A 25442-nucleotide genomic window follows, 5' to 3' on the forward strand; every position below is an offset into this window, starting at 1 on the left:
CGATAGTATTTGACGCAATGCGCATGAAAAGGGCATCATTTGATGCCCTTTTTGCACGCTGTCACTTAGAACCTGGCTCATCAGTGATTTTCAATCATAATCATTGCTGAGACAGGCTCTGTTTTACAGCGCTGGAGACCGAGTTATGCCCAACAGCTCATTCGGTTTGGATGCCTCGCCTATACGCGGGGCAGAATAGTTTCTGAATTATTGTGGCAGGTTGGTTTATGAGTGCGAATACCGAAGCTCAAGGGAGCGGGCGCGGCCTGGAAGCGATAAAGTGGGTAGCTGTGGTTGCGTTACTGCTGGTTGCCATTGTGGGTAACTATCTCTATCGCGATATTACGCTGCCCTTACGTGCGCTGGCTGTAGTAGTGCTGATCGCTGCTGCGGGTGGCATCGCTTTACTGACTATCAAAGGTAAAGCAACCGTGGCTTTTGCTCGTGAAGCAAGAACCGAAATGCGCAAGGTTATCTGGCCAACCCGTCAGGAAACCTTACATACCACGCTAATCGTTGCCGCGGTTACGGCCGTGATGTCACTGATTTTGTGGGGGCTGGATGGTATTCTGGTCCGTCTGGTATCGTTTATTACTGGCCTGAGGTTCTGAGATGTCTGAAGCTCCAAAAAAACGCTGGTACGTCGTTCAGGCGTTCTCCGGTTTTGAAGCCCGCGTAGCGAAGTCGCTGCAAGAGCATATCAAACTGCACAACATGGAAGAACTGTTTGGTGACGTCATGGTGCCGACTGAAGAAGTCGTTGAAATCCGTGGCGGTCAGCGTCGCAAAAGCGAGCGCAAATTCTTCCCTGGCTACGTCCTGGTACAGATGGTGATGAATGACGCCAGCTGGCACCTGGTACGCAGTGTACCGCGTGTAATGGGCTTCATTGGCGGTACATCTGACCGTCCTGCACCAATCAGTGACAAAGAAGTTGATGCGATTATGAACCGCCTGCAGCAGGTAGGTGATAAGCCGCGTCCGAAAACGCTGTTTGAGCCAGGCGAGATGGTACGCGTCAACGACGGTCCGTTTGCTGACTTCAACGGCGTGGTCGAAGAAGTTGACTATGAGAAGAGCCGCCTGAAAGTGTCGGTTTCTATCTTTGGTCGTGCAACACCGGTTGAGCTTGATTTTGCTCAGGTGGAGAAAGGTTAACCCTTTTGTTCACTTTTTGACTCTTGCAGAAGGCGCGAAATTTACCTATAATTTCGCGCCTTTTGTTTTTACACGCTGGCAACGGCGGGTAAATCGTTACCACGGGGAGCCTGTTTTCAGGCGCTATACCCAATAGAGGAATTATCATGGCCAAGAAAGTACAAGCCTACGTTAAGCTGCAGGTTGCAGCTGGTATGGCTAACCCGAGCCCACCGGTTGGTCCGGCTCTGGGTCAGCAGGGTGTTAACATCATGGAATTCTGTAAAGCGTTTAACGCCAAAACAGAATCTCTGGAGAAAGGCCTGCCTACTCCAGTTGTTATCACTGTATATAGCGACCGTTCTTTCACCTTCGTTACCAAAACGCCTCCGGCTGCCGTACTGCTGAAAAAAGCAGCGGGCATCAAGTCTGGTTCTGGTAAGCCGAACAAAGACAAAGTCGGTAAAGTAACTCGTGCTCAGGTACGTGAAATCGCAGAAACCAAAGCTGCGGACATGACTGGTGCTGACGTAGAAGCGATGACTCGCTCTATCGAAGGTACTGCTCGTTCCATGGGCCTGGTAGTGGAGGATTAAGAAATGGCTAAGCTGACCAAGCGCATGCGCGTGATCCGTGACAAAGTTGATGCAACTAAACAGTACGACATCAACGAAGCTGTTGCTCTGCTGAAAGAACTGGCTACTGCCAAATTCACAGAAAGCGTAGACGTTGCTGTTAACCTCGGCATCGATGCACGTAAATCTGATCAGAACGTACGCGGTGCAACCGTTCTGCCACACGGTACTGGTCGTTCAGTACGTGTTGCTGTCTTTACCCAGGGCGCAAACGCTGAAGCTGCTAAAGCAGCTGGCGCTGAGCTGGTAGGTATGGAAGATCTGGCCGATCAGATCAAAAAAGGCGAAATGAACTTTGACGTCGTTATCGCATCTCCGGATGCAATGCGCGTTGTTGGCCAGCTGGGCCAGGTTCTGGGCCCACGTGGTCTGATGCCAAACCCGAAAGTTGGTACTGTAACGCCAAACGTTGCTGAAGCGGTTAAGAACGCTAAAGCGGGTCAGGTTCGTTATCGTAACGACAAAAACGGCATCATCCACACTACCATCGGTAAAGTGGACTTCGATACTGACAAACTGAAAGAAAACCTGGAATCTCTGCTGGTCGCGCTGAAAAAAGCAAAACCTGCTCAGGCTAAAGGCGTGTACATCAAGAAAGTCAGCATCTCTACCACCATGGGCGCCGGCGTTGCCGTTGACCAGGCTGGTCTGAACGCAGTAGCAAACTAATTGCTGCTTGAAACGGGCGAAAAATTCATCTAGAATCTTACGCCCGTTGTTCTGAATGAACACTGTTCTCAGAACCCAAATTCATAGCCGCTGCGGCTTAATGCGGTAACGCATTAAAATACAGTGGCTAAGGTTGGAGCCAGGCCTAATCCTGGCCTCCGTCCAAGACCGCAGGAGCGGAACTTTCTTCGGAAACTCTGCTTAATATCCTGCGTAGACGGTGACAGAACCAAAAAGATTTATTTCTTCACTGGATTCTGCTCACCGTGTAATAGCGCCTGCTGCTTTCGGGCAGTCAGGTGAAGTGAGTTCCGGGAAATTTTTCCCGGTCAAATCCAGGAGCAAAGCTAATGGCATTAAATCTTCAAGGCAAACAAGCGATTGTTGCTGAAGTTAGCGAAGTAGCCAAAGGCGCGCTTTCAGCGGTTGTTGCGGATTCCCGTGGCGTTACCGTTGATAAAATGACTGAACTGCGTAAAGCAGGTCGTGAAGCTGGCGTTTACATGCGTGTTGTTCGCAACACCCTGCTGCGCCGCGTCGTTGAAGGTACTCCTTTCGAGTGCCTGAAAGACACGTTTGTTGGTCCGACCCTGATTGCATACTCTATGGAACACCCGGGCGCTGCTGCTCGTCTGTTCAAAGAGTTCGCGAAAGCGAATGCAAAATTTGAGGTCAAAGCTGCAGCCTTTGAAGGTGAGCTGATCACGGCGGCCAATATTGACCGTCTGGCAACTCTGCCGACTTACGAAGAAGCACTGGCACGTCTGATGTCGACCATGAAAGAAGCCGCTGCTGGCAAACTGGTTCGCACTCTGGCTGCTGTACGCGATGCAAAAGAAGCGGCTTAAGGCCTCTTTCTTTTCCTTCGTACCTGCTTACGTATAAACTTTTTGTGAATTTTAGGAACAATCGACATGTCTATCACTAAAGATCAAATCCTGGAAGCCGTTGCAGCTATGTCCGTAATGGAAGTAGTTGAGCTGGTTTCTGCTATGGAAGAAAAATTCGGCGTTTCTGCTGCTGCTGCTGTAGCTGTAGCTGCTGGCCCGGCTGAAGCTGTTGAAGAGAAAACTGAGTTCGACGTTGTGCTGAAAGCAGTTGGCGCGAACAAAGTAGCAGTAATCAAAGCAGTACGTACTGCAACTGGTCTGGGCCTGAAAGAAGCCAAAGATCTGGTTGAAGCGACTGGCGTGATCAAAGAAGGCATCAGCAAAGATGACGCAGCTGCACTTGAAGCTGCTCTGAAAGAAGCTGGCGCTGAAGTTGAAGTTAAGTAAGACAACCTTAGGGTTGCAGTCTGAGTAATCGGGCTGATGGCTGGTGACTTTTTGGTCACCAGCCTTTTTGCGCTACAGGGGAACGATGGCGTTTCGCACTGTTTATCCATTGTTTCTCTTCAATATCTTTTTCTATCGACGCCTTAATATACCGCTCTCCTGTGAAGGTTCCCTGCCGGCACAATAGCGATGAAATGATTTAAGAGTGATAGAAAGATGTATTGCATGGGGTGCCACGCATCGCATGAAAAACAAAAATAGTGTTGCATAACTGTCCCGTCAGGACGGACAGCGTGGGTCGACTTGTCAGCTAGCTGAGGAACCCTATGGTTTACTCCTATACCGAGAAAAAACGTATTCGTAAGGATTTTGGTAAACGTCCACAAGTTCTGGATGTTCCCTATCTCCTTTCTATCCAGCTTGACTCGTTTCAGAAGTTCATCGAGCAAGATCCAGAAGGCCAATACGGTCTGGAAGCAGCCTTCCGTTCCGTGTTCCCAATCGCGAGCTACAGCGGCAACTCTGAATTGCAGTATGTCAGCTATCGCCTGGGTGAGCCGGTCTTTGACGTAACTGAATGTCAGATCCGTGGCGTGACCTATTCGGCACCGCTGCGCGTGAAACTGCGTCTGGTGATCTACGAGCGCGAAGCGCCGGAAGGCACCGTTAAAGACATCAAAGAACAAGAAGTCTACATGGGTGAAATTCCACTCATGACTGACAACGGTACCTTTGTTATCAATGGTACTGAGCGTGTTATCGTTTCTCAGCTGCATCGTAGTCCTGGCGTGTTCTTTGACAGCGATAAGGGTAAAACGCACTCTTCCGGTAAAGTGCTTTATAACGCACGTATCATCCCTTACCGTGGTTCATGGCTCGACTTCGAGTTCGATCCAAAAGATAACCTGTTCGTCCGTATTGACCGTCGTCGTAAGCTGCCGGCCAGTATCATCCTGCGCGCGCTGGAATACACCACTGAGCAGATCCTCGATCTGTTCTTCGAAAAAGTGGTCTTTGAAATCCGCGACAACAAGCTGCAGATGGAACTGGTGCCTGAGCGTCTGCGTGGCGAAACGGCTTCCTTTGATATCGAAGCCAACGGCACGGTCTACGTTGAGAAAGGTCGTCGCATCACTGCGCGTCATATTCGCCAGCTGGAAAAAGATAGCGTTCAGCATATCGAAGTCCCGGTTGAATATATCGCCGGTAAAGTCGTTGCTAAAGACTACATCGATCTGAACACCGGTGAGCTGATTGTTCCGGCTAACATGGAACTGTCACTGGATCTGCTGGCAAAACTGAGCCAGTCGGGCCACAAGCGCATCGAAACCCTGTTCACCAACGATCTGGATCACGGCCCTTATATCTCCGAGACCCTGCGTGTTGACCCAACCAACGATCGCCTGAGCGCGCTGGTTGAGATCTACCGCATGATGCGTCCGGGCGAGCCGCCAACGCGTGAAGCAGCGGAAAACCTGTTCGAGAACCTGTTCTTCTCTGAAGATCGTTACGATCTCTCTGCGGTCGGCCGCATGAAGTTCAACCGTTCTCTGCTGCGTGATGAGATCGAAGGTTCAGGTATCCTGAGCAAAGAAGATATCATCGAGGTGATGAAGAAGCTGATCGGTATCCGTAACGGTATCGGTGAAGTGGATGACATCGATCACCTTGGTAACCGTCGTATCCGTTCTGTCGGTGAGATGGCTGAGAACCAGTTCCGCGTAGGTCTGGTTCGCGTTGAGCGTGCAGTGAAAGAGCGTCTGTCACTGGGCGATCTCGATACGCTGATGCCGCAGGACATGATTAACGCCAAGCCGATTTCAGCCGCAGTAAAAGAGTTCTTTGGTTCCAGCCAGCTGTCTCAGTTTATGGACCAGAACAACCCGCTGTCTGAAATTACGCATAAGCGTCGTATTTCTGCTCTGGGCCCAGGCGGTCTGACCCGTGAGCGTGCTGGCTTTGAAGTGCGTGACGTACACCCGACTCACTACGGTCGCGTATGTCCAATCGAAACGCCGGAAGGCCCGAACATCGGCCTGATCAACTCACTCTCTGTCTACGCGCAGACCAACGAATATGGTTTCCTTGAGACACCATACCGTCGCGTTGTTGATGGCAAAGTGAGTGACGAAATTCATTACCTCTCTGCGATTGAAGAGGGTAACTACGTTATCGCTCAGGCGAACACCAACCTTGCTGATGATGGTAGCTTTGTTGACGATCTCGTCACCTGCCGTAGTAAAGGTGAATCGAGCCTGTTCAGCCGCGATCAGGTTGACTACATGGACGTTTCCACCCAGCAGGTGGTTTCTGTCGGTGCGTCACTGATCCCGTTCCTGGAACACGATGATGCTAACCGCGCCCTGATGGGTGCGAACATGCAACGTCAGGCGGTCCCGACTCTGCGCGCTGATAAGCCGCTGGTAGGTACCGGTATGGAACGTGCAGTAGCGGTTGACTCCGGTGTAACTGCCGTCGCGAAACGTGGTGGTACCGTACAGTATGTAGATGCATCCCGTATCGTTATCAAAGTTAACGAAGAAGAGATGTACGCAGGCGAAGCCGGTATCGACATCTACAACCTGACCAAGTACACCCGTTCAAACCAGAACACCTGTATCAACCAGATGCCGTGTGTCTCTCTGGGTGAGCCAATCGAGCGCGGTGACGTGCTGGCAGATGGTCCATCCACCGATCTGGGTGAGCTGGCGCTGGGTCAGAACATGCGCGTGGCGTTCATGCCATGGAACGGTTACAACTTCGAAGACTCCATCCTCGTCTCAGAGCGTGTAGTGCAGGAAGACCGTTTCACCACGATCCACATTCAGGAACTGGCTTGCGTGTCCCGTGACACCAAACTGGGGCCGGAAGAGATCACCGCTGACATCCCGAACGTCGGCGAAGCTGCGCTCTCCAAGCTGGATGAATCCGGTATCGTCTATATCGGTGCAGAAGTAACCGGCGGTGACATTCTGGTCGGTAAGGTAACGCCTAAAGGTGAAACCCAGTTGACGCCAGAAGAGAAACTGCTGCGCGCTATCTTCGGTGAAAAAGCGTCCGACGTGAAAGACTCGTCGCTGCGCGTACCGAATGGCGTCTCTGGTACCGTTATCGATGTGCAGGTCTTTACCCGCGATGGCGTGGAAAAAGATAAGCGCGCGCTGGAAATCGAAGAGATGCAGCTGAAGCAGGCGAAGAAAGACCTGTCTGAAGAACTGCAGATCCTCGAAGCGGGTCTGTTCAGCCGTATCCAGGCTGTGCTGATCGCAGGCGGCGTTGAAGCGGACAAGCTGGACAAGCTGCCGCGCGAGCGCTGGCTGGAGCTGGGCCTGACTGACGAAGAGAAGCAGAATACTCTCGAGCAGCTGGCCGGACAGTATGATGAGCTGAAGCACGAGTTTGAGAAGAAGCTCGAAGCGAAGCGTCGCAAAATCACCCAAGGCGACGATCTGGCACCAGGCGTGCTGAAGATCGTTAAGGTTTATCTGGCCGTTAAACGTCAGATCCAGCCTGGTGACAAAATGGCAGGCCGTCACGGTAACAAAGGTGTTATCTCTAAGATCAACCCGATCGAAGATATGCCTTATGACGAAAACGGCACGCCGGTTGACATCGTACTGAACCCGCTGGGCGTACCATCGCGTATGAACATCGGTCAGATTCTGGAAACCCACCTGGGTATGGCGGCGAAAGGCATTGGTGAGAAGATCAATGCGATGCTGAAGAAGCAGGAAGAAGTCGCCAAACTGCGTGAGTTTATCCAGCGTGCTTACGATCTGGGCACCGACGTGCGTCAGAAAGTTGATCTGAACACCTTCTCGGACGATGAAGTGCTGCGTCTGGCAGAGAACCTGAAAAAAGGTATGCCAATCGCCACGCCAGTGTTCGACGGTGCGAAAGAGAGCGAGATCAAAGAGCTGCTGCAGCTCGGCGGCCTGCCTTCTTCTGGTCAGATCACGCTGTTTGATGGCCGTACCGGTGAGCAGTTTGAGCGTCAGGTAACCGTAGGTTACATGTACATGCTGAAACTGAACCACCTGGTTGATGACAAGATGCACGCCCGTTCGACCGGCTCCTACAGCCTCGTTACTCAGCAGCCGCTGGGTGGTAAGGCGCAGTTCGGTGGTCAGCGCTTCGGTGAGATGGAAGTGTGGGCACTGGAAGCATACGGTGCCGCGTATACCCTGCAGGAAATGCTTACCGTTAAGTCTGATGACGTCAACGGCCGTACGAAGATGTATAAAAACATCGTCGATGGCAACCATCAGATGGAACCGGGCATGCCGGAATCCTTCAACGTACTGTTGAAAGAGATCCGCTCGCTGGGTATCAACATCGAGCTGGAAGACGAGTAAGCACTCGCAAGTACTGGTTATGGGACGCGCACTCCGGGTGCGCGTCCCTGAGAGTTCCACTCCGACGGGAGCTAATCCGTGAAAGACTTACTTAAGTTTCTGAAAGCGCAAACTAAAACCGAAGAGTTTGATGCGATCAAAATTGCGCTGGCTTCGCCAGACATGATCCGTTCCTGGTCTTTTGGTGAAGTTAAAAAGCCGGAAACCATTAACTACCGTACCTTCAAGCCAGAGCGTGACGGTCTTTTCTGTGCCCGTATTTTCGGACCGGTTAAAGACTACGAATGCCTGTGCGGTAAGTACAAGCGCCTGAAGCATCGCGGTGTTATCTGCGAGAAGTGCGGCGTTGAAGTGACGCAGACCAAAGTACGCCGTGAGCGTATGGGTCACATCGAGCTGGCTTCACCTACTGCACACATCTGGTTCCTGAAGTCGCTGCCGTCCCGTATCGGCCTGCTGCTGGATATGCCACTGCGTGACATTGAGCGTGTTCTCTACTTCGAATCCTACGTGGTTATCGAAGGCGGCATGACCAACCTGGAAAAACGTCAGATTCTGACGGAAGAGCAGTATCTTGACGCGCTGGAAGAGTTCGGTGACGAATTTGACGCGAAGATGGGTGCGGAAGCGATCCAGGCACTGCTGAAAAATATGGATCTGGAGCAGGAGTGCGAGCAGCTGCGTGAAGAGCTGAACGAGACTAACTCCGAGACCAAACGTAAAAAGCTGACCAAGCGTATCAAGCTGCTGGAAGCGTTCGTGCAGTCTGGCAACAAGCCAGAGTGGATGATCCTGACCGTTCTGCCGGTTCTGCCGCCAGATCTGCGTCCGCTGGTACCGCTGGATGGTGGTCGTTTCGCTACGTCAGATCTCAACGATCTCTATCGTCGCGTGATCAACCGTAATAACCGTCTGAAGCGTCTGCTGGATCTGGCTGCGCCAGATATCATCGTGCGTAACGAAAAGCGTATGCTGCAGGAAGCGGTAGATGCCCTGCTGGATAACGGCCGTCGCGGTCGTGCCATCACCGGCTCTAACAAGCGTCCGCTGAAATCGCTGGCTGACATGATCAAAGGTAAGCAGGGTCGTTTCCGTCAGAACCTGCTGGGTAAACGCGTTGACTACTCCGGTCGTTCGGTTATCACCGTAGGTCCATACCTGCGTCTGCATCAGTGCGGTCTGCCGAAGAAAATGGCACTGGAGCTGTTCAAACCGTTCATCTACGGCAAGCTGGAGCTGCGTGGTCTTGCTACCACCATCAAAGCGGCCAAGAAAATGGTTGAGCGTGAAGAAGCGGTTGTCTGGGATATCCTGGACGAAGTTATCCGCGAACACCCGGTGCTGCTGAACCGTGCGCCAACGCTGCACCGTCTCGGTATCCAGGCGTTTGAACCGGTTCTGATCGAAGGTAAAGCGATCCAGCTGCACCCGCTGGTCTGTGCGGCCTATAACGCCGACTTCGATGGTGACCAGATGGCGGTACACGTACCGCTGACGCTGGAAGCTCAGCTGGAAGCACGTGCGCTGATGATGTCGACCAACAACATCCTGTCGCCAGCGAACGGTGAGCCAATCATCGTTCCTTCACAGGACGTTGTTCTGGGTCTGTACTACATGACCCGCGACAAAGTAAACGCTAAAGGCGAAGGCATGGTGCTGACCGGCCCGAAAGAAGCTGAGCGTGTTTATCGCGCTGGCCTGGCTGAGCTGCACGCCCGCGTTAAAGTGCGTATTACAGAATATGCGAAAAACGAACAGGAAGAGCTCGTTGCGAAAACCAGCCTGATCGACACGACCATTGGCCGTGCGATTCTGTGGATGATCGTACCGAAAGGTCTGCCTTACTCCATCGTCAACCAGGCGCTGGGTAAGAAAGCGATCTCCAAAATGCTGAACACCTGTTACCGCATTCTGGGCCTGAAGCCGACCGTTATCTTTGCTGACCAGACCATGTACACCGGTTTCGCCTATGCAGCCCGTTCAGGTGCATCAGTCGGTATCGACGATATGGTTATCCCGGCGAAGAAAGCGGAAATCATCGCTGAAGCTGAAGCTGAAGTGGCTGAAATTCAGGAGCAGTTCCAGTCTGGTCTGGTTACGGCGGGTGAACGTTACAACAAAGTCATCGATATCTGGGCCGCTGCCAACGAACGCGTCTCTAAAGCGATGATGGATAACCTGCAGACGGAAACCGTTATCAACCGTAACGGCGAAGAAGAGCAGCAGGTCTCGTTCAACAGCATCTACATGATGGCCGACTCCGGTGCGCGTGGTTCTGCAGCACAGATTCGTCAGCTGGCAGGTATGCGTGGTCTGATGGCGAAGCCAGATGGCTCCATCATCGAGACGCCTATCACGGCAAACTTCCGTGAAGGCCTGAACGTACTGCAGTACTTCATCTCGACGCACGGTGCGCGTAAAGGTCTGGCCGATACCGCACTGAAAACGGCAAACTCCGGTTATCTGACCCGTCGTCTGGTTGACGTGGCGCAGGATCTGGTTGTTACCGAAGATGACTGTGGCACGTTCGAAGGCATCATGATGACGCCGGTTATCGAAGGTGGCGACGTTAAAGAGCCGCTGCGTGAGCGCGTACTGGGTCGTGTAACGGCTGAAGACGTTCTGAAGCCAGGCACTGCTGACATCCTGATCCCGCGTAATACGCTGATCGATGAGCACTGGTGTGACGTGGTGGAAGAGAACTCCGTTGACGTTATCAAAGTGCGTTCAGTAGTAAGCTGTGAAACCGACTTCGGTGTGTGTGCACACTGCTACGGTCGCGATCTGGCTCGTGGTCACATCATCAACAAAGGTGAGGCCATCGGCGTTATCGCAGCACAGTCCATCGGTGAGCCGGGTACTCAGCTGACAATGCGTACGTTCCACATCGGTGGTGCGGCATCGCGTGCGGCTGCTGAATCCAGCATTCAGGTGAAGAACAAAGGTACTATCAAGCTGACCAACGCGAAGTCAGTAACCAACTCCTCCGGGAAGCTGGTTATCGTTTCACGTAACGTTGAGCTGAAGATGATCGACGAGTTCGGTCGTACCAAAGAGAGCTATAAAGTGCCTTACGGTGCGGTGATGGCGAAAGGTGATGGTGAGCAGGTTGCTGCAGGCGAAACCGTAGCAAACTGGGATCCGCACACCATGCCGGTAATCACCGAAGTGGGTGGTTTCATCCGCTTCACCGACATGATCGACGGTCAGACCATTACCCGTCAGACTGACGACCTTACCGGTCTGTCATCGCTGGTGGTACTGGATTCCGCAGAGCGTACTGCTGGCGGTAAAGACCTGCGTCCGGCGCTGAAAATCGTTGATGCTAACGGCAACGACGTTCTGATCCCGGGCACCGACATGCCGGCTCAGTACTTCCTGCCAGGTAAAGCGATTGTGCAGCTGGAAGATGGCGTGAAGATCAGCTCGGGTGATACCCTGGCGCGTGTTCCGCAGGAATCTGGCGGTACCAAGGACATCACCGGTGGTCTGCCACGCGTTGCGGATCTGTTCGAAGCGCGTCGTCCGAAAGAGCCAGCAATCCTGGCGGAGATCAGCGGTATTATCTCCTTCGGTAAAGAGACCAAAGGCAAGCGTCGTCTGGTGATCACACCGGTTGATGGCAGCGATCCGTACGAAGAGATGATTCCGAAGTGGCGTCAGCTTAACGTATTCGAAGGAGAGCGCGTGGAACGCGGTGACGTCGTATCTGACGGCCCGGAATCACCACACGACATCCTGCGTCTGCGTGGCGTTCATGCGGTAACGCGTTATATCACTAACGAAGTGCAGGAAGTTTACCGCCTGCAGGGCGTTAAGATTAACGATAAGCACATCGAAGTCATCGTACGTCAGATGCTGCGTAAAGCGACCATCATGAGCGCGGGTAGCTCAGAGTTCCTTGAAGGCGAGCAGGCAGAAGTCTCCCGCATCAAGATCTCCAACCGCGATCTGGAGACCGCTGGCAAAATCGGCGCAACCTATGCGCGCGATCTGCTGGGTATTACCAAAGCGTCTCTGGCAACCGAGTCGTTCATCTCTGCAGCCTCGTTCCAGGAGACCACGCGTGTCCTGACCGAAGCCGCAGTAGCAGGCAAGCGTGATGAACTGCGCGGCCTGAAAGAGAACGTTATCGTGGGTCGTCTGATCCCGGCTGGTACCGGTTATGCTTACCATCAGGATCGTATGCGTCGCCGTCAGGCGGGTGAAGCGCCGGTTGCACCGCAGGTGACTGCGGATGAAGCCTCTGCAAGCCTGGCTGAGCTGCTAAACGCTGGTCTGGGTGGCAACAACGACGAGTAATAGTCTGCTGCACCGATGATAAAAAACCCTGCTCCGGCAGGGTTTTTTTTTGCCTGATGCTCAGCGCTTACACTTTACATCGTGGCGCGTCAGGCCAATATCGCGCAGCTGGTTGTCGCTGAGCTGAGCCAGTATCTGACGCGTCGCGCGTCGGGCACGCCACTGCTTTAGCATCTGCAGCGCCGCACGGATCATGTCTGGCAGCGTTACGCTGAAAGGTTTTGCAGCACGATTCTGATCAAATTCCATTCTCTCGCTCCTTAACAGGGGTATCTGAGCAGCATTGTCCGTTTTTCTGTCAAAACCATACAGACCCAAATCCAGGGTTTATTAACCATACAGATTGCGTTTTGCCGTATCTGAATGCTAAAAGTAGCGCTGATCTGTACTGCTTTTTTAGATGGATTTGTTACCAGGAGCATACAATGACGCGCTATCAGCATCTGGCCTGCCTGCTCTCCGATCGGATTGAGCAGGGGCTTTATCGCAGCGGTGAACGCCTGCCCTCAGTACGCACGCTGAGTAGCGAGCATGGAGTCAGTATCAGCACCGTGCAGCAGGCGTATCATCTGCTGGAAGAGAAGCAGCTGATCGTACCGCAGCCGCGATCCGGCTATTTTGTTGCCACGCATAAAGCGACCCCGCCTGTGCCTGCGCTGACGCGCCCGGTACAGCGGCCGGTAGAGGTTACGCAGTGGGATTCCGTGCTGGAACTCCTCAGCAGCCGCACCAGCGGTGATGTGATGCAGCTGGGCAGCGGCATGCCCGATCTGACGCAGCCCACGCTGAAACCGCTGTGGAAAATCATGAGCCGGCTGGCGCAGAAACAGCAGACTGAACTGCTCAACTATGACAGTCTGCTCGGCGTCAGCGCCCTGCGCGAGCAGGTGGCGCGCCTGACCATCGACAGCGGTTGTCAGCTGACGGCAGAGGATATTGTGATCACCACCGGCTGTCATGAGGCGCTGTCGGTTTCAATTCGCGCCGTCTGTGCGCCGGGTGACATCATTGCGGTAGAGTCGCCCGCGTTTCATGGCACGATGCAGACATTGCGCGGACTGGGGATCAGGGTGATTGAAATCCCGACCGACTCAGTCACCGGGATCAGTCTTGAGGCGCTGGAGCTGGCGTTTGAGCAGTGGCCAATCAAAGCCGTAGTGGTGGTGCCAAACTGCAATAATCCGCTGGGTTTTATTATGCCGGAAGCGCGCAAGCGGGCGCTGCTGGCGCTGGCGCAGCGGGTTGATGCCGCCATCATAGAGGATGATGTCTATGGCGAGCTGGCATGGGACTACCCGCGTCCTGTCACGCTCAAATCGCTCGACATGGATGGCCGCGTGCTGCTCTGCAGCTCATTTTCAAAAACGCTGGCACCGGGGCTGCGGGTGGGCTGGGTGGCGCCGGGTCGCTATCGCGACAGGGTGCTGCATATGAAATATATCGGCACCGGATCCACGGCTACGCTGCCGCAGCACACCGTGGCGGAGTTTATTCGCCAGGGCCACTATCTCCCGCACCTGCGCCGTATGCGCCAGGTGTATCAGCGCAACTATGAAACGTTCAGCTGCTGGGTGCGGCACTACTTTCCCTGCGGCATCTGCGTATCGCGCCCGCAGGGTGGGTTTCTGATGTGGATTGAGCTGCCGGAGGCGTTTGATGCGGTGCGGCTTAATGCCGAGCTGCGCGAGGCCAGCCTGCAGGTCGCCGTGGGTTCTCTGTTTTCCGCTGCGGGTAAATACCGTAACTGTCTGCGACTCAATTACGGCTTGCCCATGAATGAACAGACGGAGCAGGCGCTGGCGCGGCTGGGAACGGCGGTGGAGCGCGCCATGCAGGCGTGCAGTAGCGACAGACATCAGGCGGAGCAGCTGCTGGCGGAGTAAACCGGAAAGGCAGGGCTGGAGGGAGAGAAGGGGAACCAGCCCTGGCCCGCTGCAAATCACAGCGGGCAGACGTACTGTAACGGTTTCCGGCGCGCAGACGAGGCCTGCTGACTATCCATGCGGGCTGGCTTGCGCCATTTCTGCGCGGGTTACACGAATTTTCAGGCCTCTGCGATCGGCGTTCCGCTTCCCACCAGCCGCAGCAGCTCAGCGGTGGCCGCGCGCCAGTCAGCCGCCTGCATGATGGCGCTGACAACCGCCACACTGCCGACACCGGTCGCCAGCACCTCAGGCACGCGCGCCAGTGAAATGCCGCCGATAGCGACCGCAGGGATACCCTGCAGATGTGGCAGATGTTGCTGCAGCCGGACTACTCCCTGTGGCGCAGACGGCATCTGCTTGGTTTGCGTGGGGAAGATGTGCCCCAGTGCGATATAGGAGGGGCGTAGTGCCACCGCGCGCTCCCGCTCTGCGTCATCATGCGTTGAGATGCCCAGCCGCAGGCCCGCCTGCTGAATCGCCTGCAGATCCGCCACCTCCAGATCCTCCTGACCCAGGTGTACGCCGTATGCCTGATGCGCAATGGCCAGACGCCAGTAATCATTAATGAACAGCCGTGCGTGATAGTGCCGGCCCAGCGCAATCGCTTCACGCACCGCATCTTCTGCGTCCCGATCCGGCAGATCTTTGATGCGCAGCTGGATCGTGCGTACCCCGGCGGCCAGCAGGCGTTCGATCCAGCTGACGCTGTCAACCACCGGATAGAGTCCCAGCTGCGGGGCAGTAGCAGCAAACGCGGTTGTCATGCTTTCTCCTTACCGATCGCATCAGCAGGATGATAGAGTTCACCTCCACGGCGGCGGAATGTCTCAGACATCTCTGCCATTCCCGCTTCAGCCACTTCAACCGGATGTGCCTCAGCCTGCTGGCGCGCCGCAAACTCCCGCACTTCCTGGGTAATTTTCATTGAGCAGAACTTCGGCCCGCACATAGAACAGAAGTGCGCGACTTTGCCCGATTCCTGCGGCAGCGTCTCATCGTGGTAGGCGCGGGCAGTATGCGGATCCAGCGCGAGGTTAAACTGATCTTCCCAGCGGAATTCAAAGCGCGCTTTGGACATAGCGTTATCGCGGATCTGCGCCCCCGGATGCCCTTTGGCCAGATCGGCGGCGTGCGCGGCGATCTTGTAGGTAATAAGCCCCTGCTTGACATCCTCTTTATTGGGTAGCCCGAGGTGCTCTTTAGGCGTTACATAGCAGAGCATGGCGCAGCCAAACCAGCCAATCATCGCCGCGCCAATACCGGAGGTGAAGTGGTCATAGCCCGGTGCGATATCGGTGGTCAGCGGGCCAAGCGTATAAAAGGGCGCTTCATGGCAGTGGTCGAGCTGCTCGGTCATGTTGCGCCGGATCATCTGCATCGGGATATGGCCCGGACCTTCAATCATCACCTGCACGTCATACTCCCAGGCGATTTTGGTCAGCTCGCCTAACGTTCTGAGTTCTGCAAACTGCGCCTCATCGTTGGCATCCTGAATCGATCCCGGGCGCAGGCCATCGCCCAGCGAGAGGGCCACGTCATAAGCGGCGCAGATTTCACAGATATCGCGGAAATGCTGATAGAGAAAACTCTCCTGATGATGTGACAGACACCATTTCGCCATGATTGAGCCGCCGCGCGACACGATACCGGTCAGACGTCTGGCCGTCATCGGCACATAGCGCAGCAGCACGCCGGCGTGAATAGTGAAGTAGTCGACGCCTTGCTCCGCCTGCTCCAGCAGGGTATCGCGGAAAATTTCCCAGTTAAGGTTTTCAGCGATGCCATTCACCTTTTCCAGGGCCTGATAGATCGGCACGGTACCAATGGGAACCGGGCTGTTGCGCAGGATCCACTCGCGCGTTTCATGAATGTAGCGGCCGGTGGAGAGGTCCATTACGGTATCGGCACCCCAGCGCGTGGACCACACCAGCTTTTCAACCTCCTCTTCAATCGAGGAGCTGACCGCAGAGTTGCCGATATTGGCGTTGATTTTCACCAGAAAATTACGGCCAATAATCATCGGTTCCGATTCGGGGTGATTGATATTTGACGGAATAATGGCGCGCCCGCTGGCGACTTCATCGCGCACAAATTCTGCGGTGATATTCGCCGGCAGGTGCGCGCCAAAGGCTTCGCCCGTATGCTGCTGCAGCAGAACTTCGCTACGAATGCGTTCGCGCCCCATATTTTCACGTATCGCAATAAACTCCATCTCCGGCGTCACGATGCCCTGACGGGCGTAGTACAGCTGCGTGACGCAGCGGCCAGGTTTTGCCCGGCGCGGAGAAGGCAGCGATTCAAAGCGCAGGTGGTCCAGTCCCTCATCGGCCAGACGCTGCTGTGTATAAGCGGAACTGCGCTGCGTAACCGGTTCACTGTCATCACGCTCGTCTATCCACGCGGCGCGCAGCTTTGCCAATCCCTGATGCACATCGATAGTGGCCTGCGGATCGCCATAGGCGCCGGCGGTGTCATAGACCGGAACCGGCTCATTGATTTCGTACTGCGGGTCCGCTTTGGTGCCGCCGGTATGGGTGGGGCTGAGCTGGATTTCACGCATCGGCACGCGAATGTCGGCGCGGCTGCCGGCGATCCAGATACGCTGTGAGTTGGGAAAGGCGGTGCCCTGCAGCGAGTTGATAAAATCCTGCGCTTGCGCGCGCTGTTCACGACGAGAAGGTTTAGCAGCAGACATAGCAAAATTCCTGAAGTCAGTGGAAGTTGCTTGTCCGGAGTCCGGAAGGAGTAACAGCGCCTGCAGACAGGTAAAATCCAATCGCGCGCTGATAATAGCTACTCTTGTTCCCTTCGCAGGTACTAACCTGATCAGGTTCCGCGGATCCCGAATTAACGGTCTCAGCCCCGGGGGGCACTCCGACAAGGTGTTTCTGTTTAAAACAATAAAAGCCCGGTCAGCATAAGTGGGCTTTTACGGAATAACAAGGATTTTACAACTGCAGCAGGATCAGGCCGGACGCGCAATAGTGCTGTCGTTTGCAACAGGCGGAGAAACCAGCTGGTTATCCCACGCCATCTGAATCAGCTTATCTTCCAGAGAAAAGCGTGACGCCAGCGTTTCGCCTACTTCAGATAGCGCCCGCTGGAACTCAACGCAGTTTTCATCGGTAATCGCCTGCTGCAGATGACTGTCATACAGCTGCATGATGCGATCGGTATTGCTTTCAAGCGCCGGGTAGAGATGCGCTGCAGCAACCAGCGGGCTATCGCCCTGCAGATCTTTGATAATGCGCTCATACATACTGAAATGGCCGGTTGAGAGATAGTCCACCAGCGTGTGGCAGAAGTCATCCAGAGCCTGCTCATTCAGCGCCGTCAGCGCCTCTTTATTAGGCTTAATGCCGATTAATTCATAATAAGTGACAAGCAAATGCCGACGCGCACGTAACCATGCATCGACTAATTCATTACCGCCACCGACACGCCTGGTCAGGTTATCTAACTGGGTAAGCATATGAGGCTCCCGGTGAGTTATAGTTGTTCATTACACTTAACATCAGACTTTCAGCGTGCCGTGCGACGCTAAGGACAACGAATAAGATGCAACGTGAGATCTCAAGCGTAGACGCTGGCTGGTGGATTGTCAGCTCTGAACAGAAACTTTGGTTGCCGCAGGGTGAGCTGCCGCACGGCTTAGCGGCAGATTTTGGTCTGGCAGGTCAGCACGGCATACTTATCGGAGAGTGGCTGGGCGAAAACGTCTGGCTGATCCAGGCGTCGCGTCCGGAAAATATGGGCTCGGTCCGGCAGGTTATCGATCAGGATACCGGACTGTTTCAGCTCGCCGGCCGGGGGGTGCAGCTGGCTGAATTTTACCGTTCCCACCGCTGGTGCGGCTACTGCGGCCATGAAATGCGCATCAGCCCGCGTGAGTTTGCCTGCCTCTGTACCCACTGCCGCGAACGTTACTATCCGCAGATTGCGCCCTGCATCATTGTGGCGATTCGCCGCGGCGACGAGATCCTGCTGGCCAATCACGCCCGCCATCGCAACAGCATCTATACGGTGCTGGCCGGCTTCGTTGAAGTAGGCGAAACGCTGGAGCAGGCAGTGGCGCGTGAGGTCATGGAAGAGAGTAACGTACGGGTAAAAAACGTGCGCTACGTGACCTCGCAGCCGTGGCCATTTCCCCATTCGCTGATGACGGCATTTATGGCGGAGTATGAGGGTGGTGAGCTGCAGCACGATGGAAAAGAGCTGCTGGATGCGGGCTGGTATCGCTTTGATGCGCTGCCCCAGCTGCCGCCGCCAGGCACCGTGGCCCGGCGCCTGATTGAGGACACCGTGGCGCTGTGTCGCGCCAGCGTGGCATGAAAATGCTACACTGACGCCCTTAGCATGAGAGAGCCCATTATGAGTGAACTGAAGAACGACCGTTATCTGCGCGCCCTGCTGCGCCAGCCTGTAGATGTTACCCCGGTCTGGATGATGCGTCAGGCCGGACGCTATTTACCGGAATACAAAGCCACGCGCGCTGAAGCCGGTGATTTTATGTCGCTGTGTAAAAATGCTGAGCTGGCGTGTGAAGTGACGCTGCAGCCGCTGCGCCGCTATCCGCTGGATGCAGCGATCCTCTTCAGCGATATTTTAACCATCCCGGATGCAATGGGGCTGGGACTCTATTTTGAAACCGGCGAAGGTCCGCGCTTCTCCCGCCCGATTACCTGTCGCGCAGACGTCGATAATCTGCCGGTGCCCGATCCGGAGCAGGAGCTGGGTTACGTGATGAATGCGGTACGGACCATCCGCCGCAACCTCAACGGTGCAGTTCCGCTGATCGGCTTTTCCGGCAGCCCGTGGACGCTGGCAACCTATATGGTTGAGGGCGGCAGCAGCAAAGCATTCACCAAAATCAAAAAGATGATGTATGCCGAACCGCACACGCTGCATACGCTGCTGGATAAACTGGCAGACAGCGTGATCCTCTACCTCAATGCGCAGATCAAAGCGGGTGCGCAGTCGGTTATGATCTTCGATACCTGGGGTGGCGTGCTGACCGGACGCGACTACCGCGATTTTTCGCTGAATTACATGCATAAAATTGTGGACGGTCTGGTGCGTGAGAACGAAGGCCGTCGTGTACCGGTTACGCTGTTTACCAAAGGCGGCGGACAGTGGCTCGAGGCGATGGCTGCCACCGGCTGTGACGCGCTGGGGCTGGACTGGACCATGGATATGGCCGAGGCGCGTCGTCGCGTAGGTCACCAGGTTGCGCTGCAGGGTAATATGGACCCGTCTATGCTTTATGCGCCGCCTGCTCGTATTGAAGAAGAAGTGGCCAGCATTCTTGCCGGGTTTGGCGAGGGTGAAGGACACGTATTTAATCTCGGACACGGTATCCATCAGGATGTGCCGCCGGAACATGCAGGTGTGTTCGTCGAGGCGGTGCATCGTCTTTCACGTCAATACCATCAGGAATAAGCATGGATTTAGCCGCATTACGTCAGGAACAGCTGGCGCTGGCTGCTAACGTGGTGCGGCAGGACGATTTTGACGTTCTGCCGCCGCGCTTTATCGGCGGCGCTGATGTCGGATTTGAGCAGGGGGGCGAGGTAACGCGCGCCGCGATCGTCATTCTGGAGTACCCCTCACTTACGCTGGTGGAGCATCGCATTGCGCGCATTCCTACCACCATGCCCTATATTCCGGGCTTTCTCTCGTTTCGGGAAATACCTGCGCTGCAGGCGGCCTGGCAGCAGCTGACGCAGCAGCCCGACCTGCTGTTTGTGGACGGGCACGGCATCTCGCACCCCAGGCGCCTCGGCGTGGCGGCACATTTTGGCTCAATGGTGGATATTCCCACTATCGGCGTGGCCAAAAAGCGGCTGTGTGGACGCTTTGCCGATCTGGACGCCGCACCCGGTAGCCGGCAGCCGCTGATGGATAAAGGTGAGCAGCTTGCCTGGGTGTGGCGCAGCAAAGCGCGCTGTAACCCGCTGTTTATCTCTACCGGACACCGTGTCAGCCTGGACAGCGCGCTGCACTGGGTTGAAGCCTGCATGGGCGGCTACCGTTTGCCGGAGCCTACGCGCTGGGCAGATGCGGTCGCCTCAGGGCGTCCGGCCTTTGTGAAGTGGCAAAATGCGCGCTGACGCTGTTTGTCCGCGCCTTTTGCGGTACACTGCCGCCAGCTAACCTATTGAGAGTAAGTTTGATGTTACAGAACCCCGTGCATTTGCGTCTGGCGAAGCTGGAAAGCTGGCAGCATATGACCTTCATGGCCTGTTTATGCGAGCGGATGTTCCCTAATTACTGGGCCTTCTGCGAACAGACCGGATTTGCCGATCCTCAGCTCTATCGCCGTATTCTTGATCTGGTATGGGAAAGCCTGACGGTGAAAGATGCCAAAATCAATTTCGACAGTCAGCTGGAGAAACTGGAAGAGGCGATCCCGGCTGGCGATGATTTCGATGTTTACGGTGTTCATCCGGCCATCGATGCCTGCGTAGCACTAAGCGAAGTGCTGCACGCGATGCTGAGCGGTGAAACGCTGGAGCACGCGATTGAGGTGAGTCGTACATCTATCACCACCGTGGCTATTCTGGAAATGACGCAGGCCGGACGCGAAATGAGCGACGAAGAGCTGCGTGAAAACCAGGCGGTGATTGATGAATGGGATATGCAGTGGGAGATTTTTCGCCTGCTCGCTGAGTGCGAAGAGCGCGACCTTGAGCTGATCAAAGGACTGCGTTCTGACCTGCGCGAAGCGGGAATCAGTAACATCGGTATAAATTTTCAGCAGTAAGGCGATAAAACGTGACTCCAGGCCTGAATTAGCGCGCCTGGAGGCTTCACATTAGCCCCCTGTCTGGTCTACATTTGGGGGGCTGAAAATTGTGGCTATCGGTGCGTGCAGGCTGAAGAGTGCCAGAATATGGCTTTTCCCTCGCACTCGTTGCTTAGCAAGCGATAAATACACTTTAAGGATAACTTATGAACAAGACTCAACTGATTGATGTGATCGCAGAAAAAGCGGACCTGTCTAAAACCCAGGCTAAAGCTGCGCTGGAATCTACCCTGGCTGCGATCACTGAGTCTCTGAAAGAAGGTGATGCTGTACAACTGGTTGGTTTTGGTACTTTTAAAGTGAACCACCGCGCTGAGCGTACCGGTCGTAACCCACAGACTGGCAAAGAGATCAAAATCGCTGCAGCAAACGTACCAGCTTTCGTTTCTGGTAAAGCACTGAAAGACGCAGTTAAGTAAGTTTTCCGCCTTGCGGTTTAGCTTTAGAAGAGGGGCGATTTCGCCCCTTTTTGTTACCGGAGCCTGCTATGCCGAATACGCTTTTCCGGCGCATCCGTATCCTGCTCTGTGCTGTCCTGCTTTCCGGCTGCAGCGCCACGCCTGATCTTCCGGCATTTACCGCCAGCGGCTACCTCGCCGATCGCGGCGCGGTTCGTATCTGGCGCAAAAACAGCGACCACGATCTGATCCACCTGCGTACCGTTTATAACCCTTTCAGCACGCCCGTGCGCGAAACAACAGACTATATCTGGCAACATGAGACGCTGCTGAGCGTGGAACGCCATCTTACCGGCGAGCAGCCCGATGACGTCACGCTGCGTTTTGATCATCAGGGCAACCTGAATTTTATGCAGCGGCAGCTGGCAGGGCGGCGCGAAGCGCTGAGTGATGATGCCGTCGCGCTCTATCGCTTTGACGCACAGCGTATGCTGGCCCAGAGCAATGCGCTGCTGAGTGGCCGGGTATTACTGAAGCAGGGACACTGGCTGGGCGGCAATCGGGTACGCGACTGTGCGGATAACCCGCAAAATGTCGCGTTCGACAGTGAAACGCTGAGTCGCCTGACACAGCAGCAGCAGGGGTCTCAGCCGCTGATGGTGTCATGGCTCGAAGCGCCGGAGGGGATCCAGATATTGCGCGTTACCGCAGAGGATGAGTGCAGCTGGCAGCCGACAGAGAGCGATCTGAGCGGCTAAATGAAACGGGGCACAGCAGGGTGCCCCGTCGATATCAGCGATTGATGGCGCGATAGCCGATGTCGCGACGGCAGAAGCAGCCGTCCCAGGAGATAGTCTCTGCCAGCGCGTAGGCGTTGCGCTGCGCGGCGGCGACATCTTCACCCAGTGCGGTCACGCACAGCACACGGCCGCCGCTGGTGACAACCCGATCGTCCTGCAGCGTGGTGCCGGCATGGAACACTTTACCTTCCGGCACGGCTTCAAGCGGCAGACCGTGGATCTGATCGCCGGTACGGTAGCTGCCCGGATAGCCGCCTGCAGCCAGCACGACACCCAGTGCAGGGCGCGGATCCCACTCTGAGCTCTGCGTATCCAGGGTGCCATCGACCGCTGCCAGGCAGAGAGCCACCAGATCGGAGTTCAGCCGCAGCATAATGGGCTGGGTCTCCGGATCGCCAAAGCGGCAGTTAAATTCAATGACCTTTGGCTGACCCGCTTTGTCGATCATCAGTCCGGCATACAGGAAACCGGTATAGGTATTGCCTTCCGCTTTCATACCGTTCACGGTTGGCCAGATGATTTGTTCCATCACGCGCTGGTGGATCTCATCAGTCACCACCGGAGCCGGTGAATAGGCTCCCATGCCCCCGGTGTTGGGTCCGGTGTCGCCATCGCCAGCGCGTTTATGATCCTGGCTGGTAGCCATCGGCAGCACGTGGTCGCCATCCACCATGACAATAAAGCTGGCTTCTTCACCGTCAAGAAACTCTTCAATCACGATACGATGGCCGGCATCGCCAAACGCATTACCCGCCAGCATATCCTGAACTGCCGCTTCCGCTTCGGCAAGCGTCATCGCGACAATCACACCTTTACCTGCAGCCAGGCCATCGGCTTTGATAACAATGGGGGCGCCTTTCTGGCGCAGGTAAGCCAGCGCTGGCTCTGTCTCGGTAAAGTTCTGGTACTCAGCGGTCGGGATCTGCTGGCGCGCCAGAAAATCCTTGGTGAACGCTTTAGAGCCTTCCAGCTGTGCGGCCGCCTGCGTCGGACCAAAGATCTTCAGCCCGGCAGCGCGGAAGGCATCGACCACGCCAATTACCAGCGGTGCTTCCGGACCAACAATCGTCAGGTCGATCTGCTCCTGCTGCGCAAACGCGAGCAGGGCAGGGATATCGGTCGCGCTGATGGCCACATTCTGCAGGGCCGGCTCAAGCGCGGTGCCTGCGTTACCCGGTGCAACAAACACGGTTTCAGCCAGCGGTGACTGTGACGCTTTCCACGCCAGCGCGTGCTCGCGTCCGCCATTACCAATTACTAAAATTTTCATTATTGCTGCTCCAGCTGTTAATGGCGGAAATGGCGCATATCGGTAAAGATCATCGCGATGCCGTGCTCATCTGCAGCAGCAATCACCTCTTCATCGCGGATAGAACCGCCGGGCTGAATAACACAGCTCACGCCGGCCGCGGCCGCAGCATCAATACCATCGCGGAACGGGAAGAAGGCATCGGATGCCATCGCTGAACCTGTGACCTTCAGCCCCTCATCGCTCGCCTTAATGCCGGCAATTTTGGCCGAATAAACGCGGCTCATCTGACCGGCGCCTATACCGATGGTCATGTTGTCGCGGGCGTAAACAATGGCATTGGATTTAACAAACTTGGCGACTTTCCAGCAGAACAGCGCATCACGCAGCTCCTGCTCAGTCGGCTGACGCTGCGTGACCACGCGAAGCTGGTCGGCGGTGATCATCCCGAGGTCGCGATCCTGTACCAGCAGACCGCCGTTGACCCGTTTAAAGTCCAGGCTGGCAACCGGCTGCTGCCACTGACCGCAGATCAGCACGCGCACGTTCTGTTTGGCTGCTGTTACCTGTAGCGCCGCGTCACTGGCAGAAGGGGCAATAATTACTTCAACAAACTGACGGCTGATAATCGCCTGTGCAGTCGCCTCATCCAGCTCGCGGTTAAACGCGATAATGCCGCCAAAAGCAGAGGTCGGGTCAGTCTTATAGGCGCGTTCGTAAGCATCAAGGATAGATGCCCCCACCGCTACGCCACACGGGTTGGCGTGTTTGACGATCACACAGGCAGGTTCGTCGAACGCTTTTACGCACTCCAGTGCGGCATCGGTATCTGCAATATTATTGTAAGAGAGTGCCTTGCCCTGCAGCTGCTGCGCAGTGGCTACCGAGGCTTCTGCAATCTCTTCTTCTATATAGAAGGCGGCATCCTGATGGCTGTTCTCGCCATAACGCATATCCTGCTTCTTAATGAAGTTGAGATTCAGGGTGCGCGGGAAGCGACCGGCGGGTGCGCGGGTTTCGCCATGATAAGCAGGAACCAGCGTGCCAAAGTAGTTTGCAATCATGCTGTCGTAAGCGGCGGTGTGCTCAAACGCTTTAATTGCCAGATCAAAACGCGTCTCCGGCGTCAGCGCATTATCACTGGCATCCATCTCTGCAATGATGCTGGTGTAGTCGCTGCTCTTAACCACAATCGCCACATCTTTATGATTCTTAGCCGCTGAGCGCACCATGGTTGGCCCGCCGATATCAATATTCTCGACCGCATCTTCCAGCGAGCAGTCAGGCTTAGCCACGGTCTGCGCAAAGGGATAGAGGTTAACCACCACCATATCAATCGGATTGATAGCGTGTTCTGCCATAATCGCGTCATCGGTACCGCGACGACCAAGGATGCCGCCATGTACTTTGGGATGCAGAGTCTTAACGCGTCCATCCATCATTTCCGGGAAACCGGTGTAGTCAGACACTTCAATGACGGGCAGGCCTGCATCTGCCAGCAAACGTGCAGTGCCACCTGTGGAGAGTAGCTCGACGCCCCGTTGTGAGAGTGCATGAGCAAATTCGAGGATACCGGCTTTATCAGAGACACTGAGCAGAGCGCGGCGTACAGGACGACGTTGTTGCATGGTGGTTTTATCCCTTGGCTTTGTTTCGCGTAAATAAGAGCGTTACATCAGGCTGAAAGCGCACTTCTATAAAGAAGATAACGCGTTTGCCTCATGTAACGCCCCAAAAGGGGCGTCCCTGACGTCGCCGGGCATTGTAGCGAAAACGTTTGCGCGATGCTCGCTTAAATTTGTCTGTCCGCTGTTTTGTGGATAACACTGTGCGTAACAGGGTATAAAGCCCCCTTTTGCTGGGGAATGCAGCGAACAGTCATTTTTCGTG

General features: G+C 55.2%; 21 protein-coding genes and 1 riboswitch. Of the genes, 15 read left to right on the forward strand and 6 right to left on the reverse strand.

What is annotated here, in order from left to right; translation table 11 throughout:
- Positions 1 to 227 precede the first annotated feature (227 nt).
- From secE to rpoC, 8 genes are all read left to right on the forward strand, one after another.
- Positions 228 to 611 carry a preprotein translocase subunit SecE gene (gene secE, locus HA43_RS15895; RefSeq protein WP_071668621.1) on the forward strand — a complete coding sequence of 128 codons (384 nt, stop codon included), beginning with the start codon at positions 228 to 230 and terminating at the stop codon, positions 609 to 611.
- Between the two features lies 1 nt (position 612).
- The gene (gene nusG, locus HA43_RS15900) at positions 613 to 1158 is read left to right on the forward strand and encodes a transcription termination/antitermination protein NusG (protein ID WP_039381825.1); all 546 of its coding nucleotides are present in this window, start codon (positions 613 to 615) and stop codon (positions 1156 to 1158) included.
- Positions 1159 to 1304: 146 nt separating this feature from the next.
- Positions 1305 to 1733, forward strand: a complete 429-nt coding sequence (rplK, locus tag HA43_RS15905) for a 50S ribosomal protein L11 (protein WP_013507401.1) — start codon at positions 1305 to 1307, stop codon at positions 1731 to 1733.
- A 3-nt stretch (positions 1734 to 1736) separates the two neighbouring features.
- Positions 1737 to 2441 (forward strand): 50S ribosomal protein L1, encoded by a 705-nt coding sequence (gene rplA, locus HA43_RS15910; protein ID WP_039381829.1) that lies wholly within the window; start codon positions 1737 to 1739, stop codon positions 2439 to 2441.
- A gap of 350 nt (positions 2442 to 2791) precedes the next feature.
- Positions 2792 to 3289, forward strand: coding sequence for a 50S ribosomal protein L10 (rplJ, locus tag HA43_RS15915; RefSeq protein ID WP_039381830.1), 498 nt, complete (start codon positions 2792 to 2794; stop codon positions 3287 to 3289).
- Positions 3290 to 3355: 66 nt separating this feature from the next.
- A complete protein-coding gene (gene rplL / locus HA43_RS15920; RefSeq protein WP_009092660.1) occupies positions 3356 to 3718 on the forward strand; it encodes a 50S ribosomal protein L7/L12 in 363 nt (120 codons plus the stop codon).
- A 326-nt stretch (positions 3719 to 4044) separates the two neighbouring features.
- Positions 4045 to 8073, forward strand: a complete 4029-nt coding sequence (rpoB, locus tag HA43_RS15925; protein WP_039381834.1) for a DNA-directed RNA polymerase subunit beta — start codon at positions 4045 to 4047, stop codon at positions 8071 to 8073.
- Between the two features lie 78 nt (positions 8074 to 8151).
- On the forward strand, positions 8152 to 12375 hold the full coding sequence (gene rpoC, locus HA43_RS15930) for a DNA-directed RNA polymerase subunit beta' (RefSeq protein ID WP_039381836.1): 4224 nt from the start codon (positions 8152 to 8154) through the stop codon (positions 12373 to 12375).
- Positions 12376 to 12435: 60 nt separating this feature from the next.
- On the opposite strand, the gene HA43_RS15935 is transcribed toward rpoC, so the two are convergent.
- Positions 12436 to 12624 carry a DUF1127 domain-containing protein gene (locus HA43_RS15935; protein ID WP_094112093.1) on the reverse strand — a complete coding sequence of 63 codons (189 nt, stop codon included), beginning with the start codon at positions 12622 to 12624 and terminating at the stop codon, positions 12436 to 12438.
- Between the two features lie 176 nt (positions 12625 to 12800).
- Here HA43_RS15935 and HA43_RS15940 point away from each other — a divergent pair, with 176 nt between their 5' ends.
- Positions 12801 to 14258 (forward strand): aminotransferase-like domain-containing protein, encoded by a 1458-nt coding sequence (locus HA43_RS15940; RefSeq protein WP_094112094.1) that lies wholly within the window; start codon positions 12801 to 12803, stop codon positions 14256 to 14258.
- Positions 14259 to 14419: 161 nt separating this feature from the next.
- On the opposite strand, the gene thiE is transcribed toward HA43_RS15940, so the two are convergent.
- The 3 genes from thiE to rsd form a co-directional block, all read right to left on the reverse strand.
- Positions 14420 to 15064 carry a thiamine phosphate synthase gene (gene thiE, locus HA43_RS15945; RefSeq protein ID WP_094112095.1) on the reverse strand — a complete coding sequence of 215 codons (645 nt, stop codon included), beginning with the start codon at positions 15062 to 15064 and terminating at the stop codon, positions 14420 to 14422.
- Positions 15061 to 16995 (reverse strand): phosphomethylpyrimidine synthase ThiC, encoded by a 1935-nt coding sequence (thiC, locus tag HA43_RS15950; protein ID WP_094112096.1) that lies wholly within the window; start codon positions 16993 to 16995, stop codon positions 15061 to 15063. The genes thiE and thiC overlap by 4 nt, the downstream gene beginning before the upstream one ends.
- Positions 16996 to 17086: 91 nt before the next feature.
- A riboswitch (TPP riboswitch) is annotated at positions 17087 to 17187 on the reverse strand.
- A 78-nt stretch (positions 17188 to 17265) separates the two neighbouring features.
- Positions 17266 to 17772: a sigma D regulator gene (rsd, locus tag HA43_RS15955; RefSeq protein WP_094112097.1), complete on the reverse strand. Its 507-nt coding sequence runs from the start codon at positions 17770 to 17772 to the stop codon at positions 17266 to 17268.
- Between the two features lie 86 nt (positions 17773 to 17858).
- Here rsd and nudC point away from each other — a divergent pair, with 86 nt between their 5' ends.
- The 6 genes from nudC (at position 17859) to HA43_RS15985 (ending at position 22261) form a co-directional block, all read left to right on the forward strand.
- On the forward strand, positions 17859 to 18632 hold the full coding sequence (gene nudC, locus HA43_RS15960) for an NAD(+) diphosphatase (RefSeq protein WP_094112098.1): 774 nt from the start codon (positions 17859 to 17861) through the stop codon (positions 18630 to 18632).
- A 39-nt stretch (positions 18633 to 18671) separates the two neighbouring features.
- Entirely contained in the window at positions 18672 to 19739 is a 1068-nt protein-coding gene (gene hemE / locus HA43_RS15965; RefSeq protein WP_094112099.1) for a uroporphyrinogen decarboxylase, read from the forward strand.
- A 2-nt stretch (positions 19740 to 19741) separates the two neighbouring features.
- On the forward strand, positions 19742 to 20410 hold the full coding sequence (nfi, locus tag HA43_RS15970) for a deoxyribonuclease V (RefSeq protein ID WP_094112100.1): 669 nt from the start codon (positions 19742 to 19744) through the stop codon (positions 20408 to 20410).
- 62 nt (positions 20411 to 20472) lie between these two features.
- Complete coding sequence (locus HA43_RS15975) at positions 20473 to 21063, forward strand: YjaG family protein (RefSeq protein ID WP_039381849.1); 591 nt, start codon at positions 20473 to 20475, stop codon at positions 21061 to 21063.
- A gap of 188 nt (positions 21064 to 21251) precedes the next feature.
- Positions 21252 to 21524 carry a nucleoid-associated protein HU-alpha gene (gene hupA, locus HA43_RS15980; protein ID WP_006121511.1) on the forward strand — a complete coding sequence of 91 codons (273 nt, stop codon included), beginning with the start codon at positions 21252 to 21254 and terminating at the stop codon, positions 21522 to 21524.
- Between the two features lie 68 nt (positions 21525 to 21592).
- Entirely contained in the window at positions 21593 to 22261 is a 669-nt protein-coding gene (locus HA43_RS15985) for a DUF1481 domain-containing protein (RefSeq protein WP_094112101.1), read from the forward strand.
- Between the two features lie 34 nt (positions 22262 to 22295).
- Here the strand turns inward: HA43_RS15985 and purD are convergent, their stop codons facing one another.
- Together purD and purH are read right to left on the reverse strand one after the other, a co-directional pair.
- Positions 22296 to 23573, reverse strand: a complete 1278-nt coding sequence (purD, locus tag HA43_RS15990; RefSeq protein ID WP_094112102.1) for a phosphoribosylamine--glycine ligase — start codon at positions 23571 to 23573, stop codon at positions 22296 to 22298.
- Between the two features lie 17 nt (positions 23574 to 23590).
- Entirely contained in the window at positions 23591 to 25180 is a 1590-nt protein-coding gene (purH, locus tag HA43_RS15995) for a bifunctional phosphoribosylaminoimidazolecarboxamide formyltransferase/IMP cyclohydrolase (protein ID WP_094112103.1), read from the reverse strand.
- Positions 25181 to 25442 lie beyond the last annotated feature (262 nt).

The sequence above is a fragment of the Pantoea eucrina genome (assembly GCF_002095385.1).
Taxonomy (GTDB): domain Bacteria; phylum Pseudomonadota; class Gammaproteobacteria; order Enterobacterales; family Enterobacteriaceae; genus Pantoea; species Pantoea eucrina.

Coding starts and splice junctions, on each gene's coding strand:
- secE (WP_071668621.1), top strand. CDS start 228: ATGAGTGCGAATACCGAAGCTCAAGGGAGCGGGCGCGGCCTGGAAGCG.
- nusG (WP_039381825.1), top strand. CDS start 613: ATGTCTGAAGCTCCAAAAAAACGCTGGTACGTCGTTCAGGCGTTCTCC.
- rplK (WP_013507401.1), top strand. CDS start 1,305: ATGGCCAAGAAAGTACAAGCCTACGTTAAGCTGCAGGTTGCAGCTGGT.
- rplA (WP_039381829.1), top strand. CDS start 1,737: ATGGCTAAGCTGACCAAGCGCATGCGCGTGATCCGTGACAAAGTTGAT.
- rplJ (WP_039381830.1), top strand. CDS start 2,792: ATGGCATTAAATCTTCAAGGCAAACAAGCGATTGTTGCTGAAGTTAGC.
- rplL (WP_009092660.1), top strand. CDS start 3,356: ATGTCTATCACTAAAGATCAAATCCTGGAAGCCGTTGCAGCTATGTCC.
- rpoB (WP_039381834.1), top strand. CDS start 4,045: ATGGTTTACTCCTATACCGAGAAAAAACGTATTCGTAAGGATTTTGGT.
- HA43_RS15935 (WP_094112093.1), bottom strand. CDS start 12,624: ATGGAATTTGATCAGAATCGTGCTGCAAAACCTTTCAGCGTAACGCTG.
- HA43_RS15940 (WP_094112094.1), top strand. CDS start 12,801: ATGACGCGCTATCAGCATCTGGCCTGCCTGCTCTCCGATCGGATTGAG.
- thiE (WP_094112095.1), bottom strand. CDS start 15,064: ATGACAACCGCGTTTGCTGCTACTGCCCCGCAGCTGGGACTCTATCCG.
- thiC (WP_094112096.1), bottom strand. CDS start 16,995: ATGTCTGCTGCTAAACCTTCTCGTCGTGAACAGCGCGCGCAAGCGCAG.
- rsd (WP_094112097.1), bottom strand. CDS start 17,772: ATGCTTACCCAGTTAGATAACCTGACCAGGCGTGTCGGTGGCGGTAAT.
- nudC (WP_094112098.1), top strand. CDS start 17,859: ATGCAACGTGAGATCTCAAGCGTAGACGCTGGCTGGTGGATTGTCAGC.
- hemE (WP_094112099.1), top strand. CDS start 18,672: ATGAGTGAACTGAAGAACGACCGTTATCTGCGCGCCCTGCTGCGCCAG.
- nfi (WP_094112100.1), top strand. CDS start 19,742: ATGGATTTAGCCGCATTACGTCAGGAACAGCTGGCGCTGGCTGCTAAC.
- HA43_RS15975 (WP_039381849.1), top strand. CDS start 20,473: ATGTTACAGAACCCCGTGCATTTGCGTCTGGCGAAGCTGGAAAGCTGG.
- hupA (WP_006121511.1), top strand. CDS start 21,252: ATGAACAAGACTCAACTGATTGATGTGATCGCAGAAAAAGCGGACCTG.
- HA43_RS15985 (WP_094112101.1), top strand. CDS start 21,593: ATGCCGAATACGCTTTTCCGGCGCATCCGTATCCTGCTCTGTGCTGTC.
- purD (WP_094112102.1), bottom strand. CDS start 23,573: ATGAAAATTTTAGTAATTGGTAATGGCGGACGCGAGCACGCGCTGGCG.
- purH (WP_094112103.1), bottom strand. CDS start 25,180: ATGCAACAACGTCGTCCTGTACGCCGCGCTCTGCTCAGTGTCTCTGAT.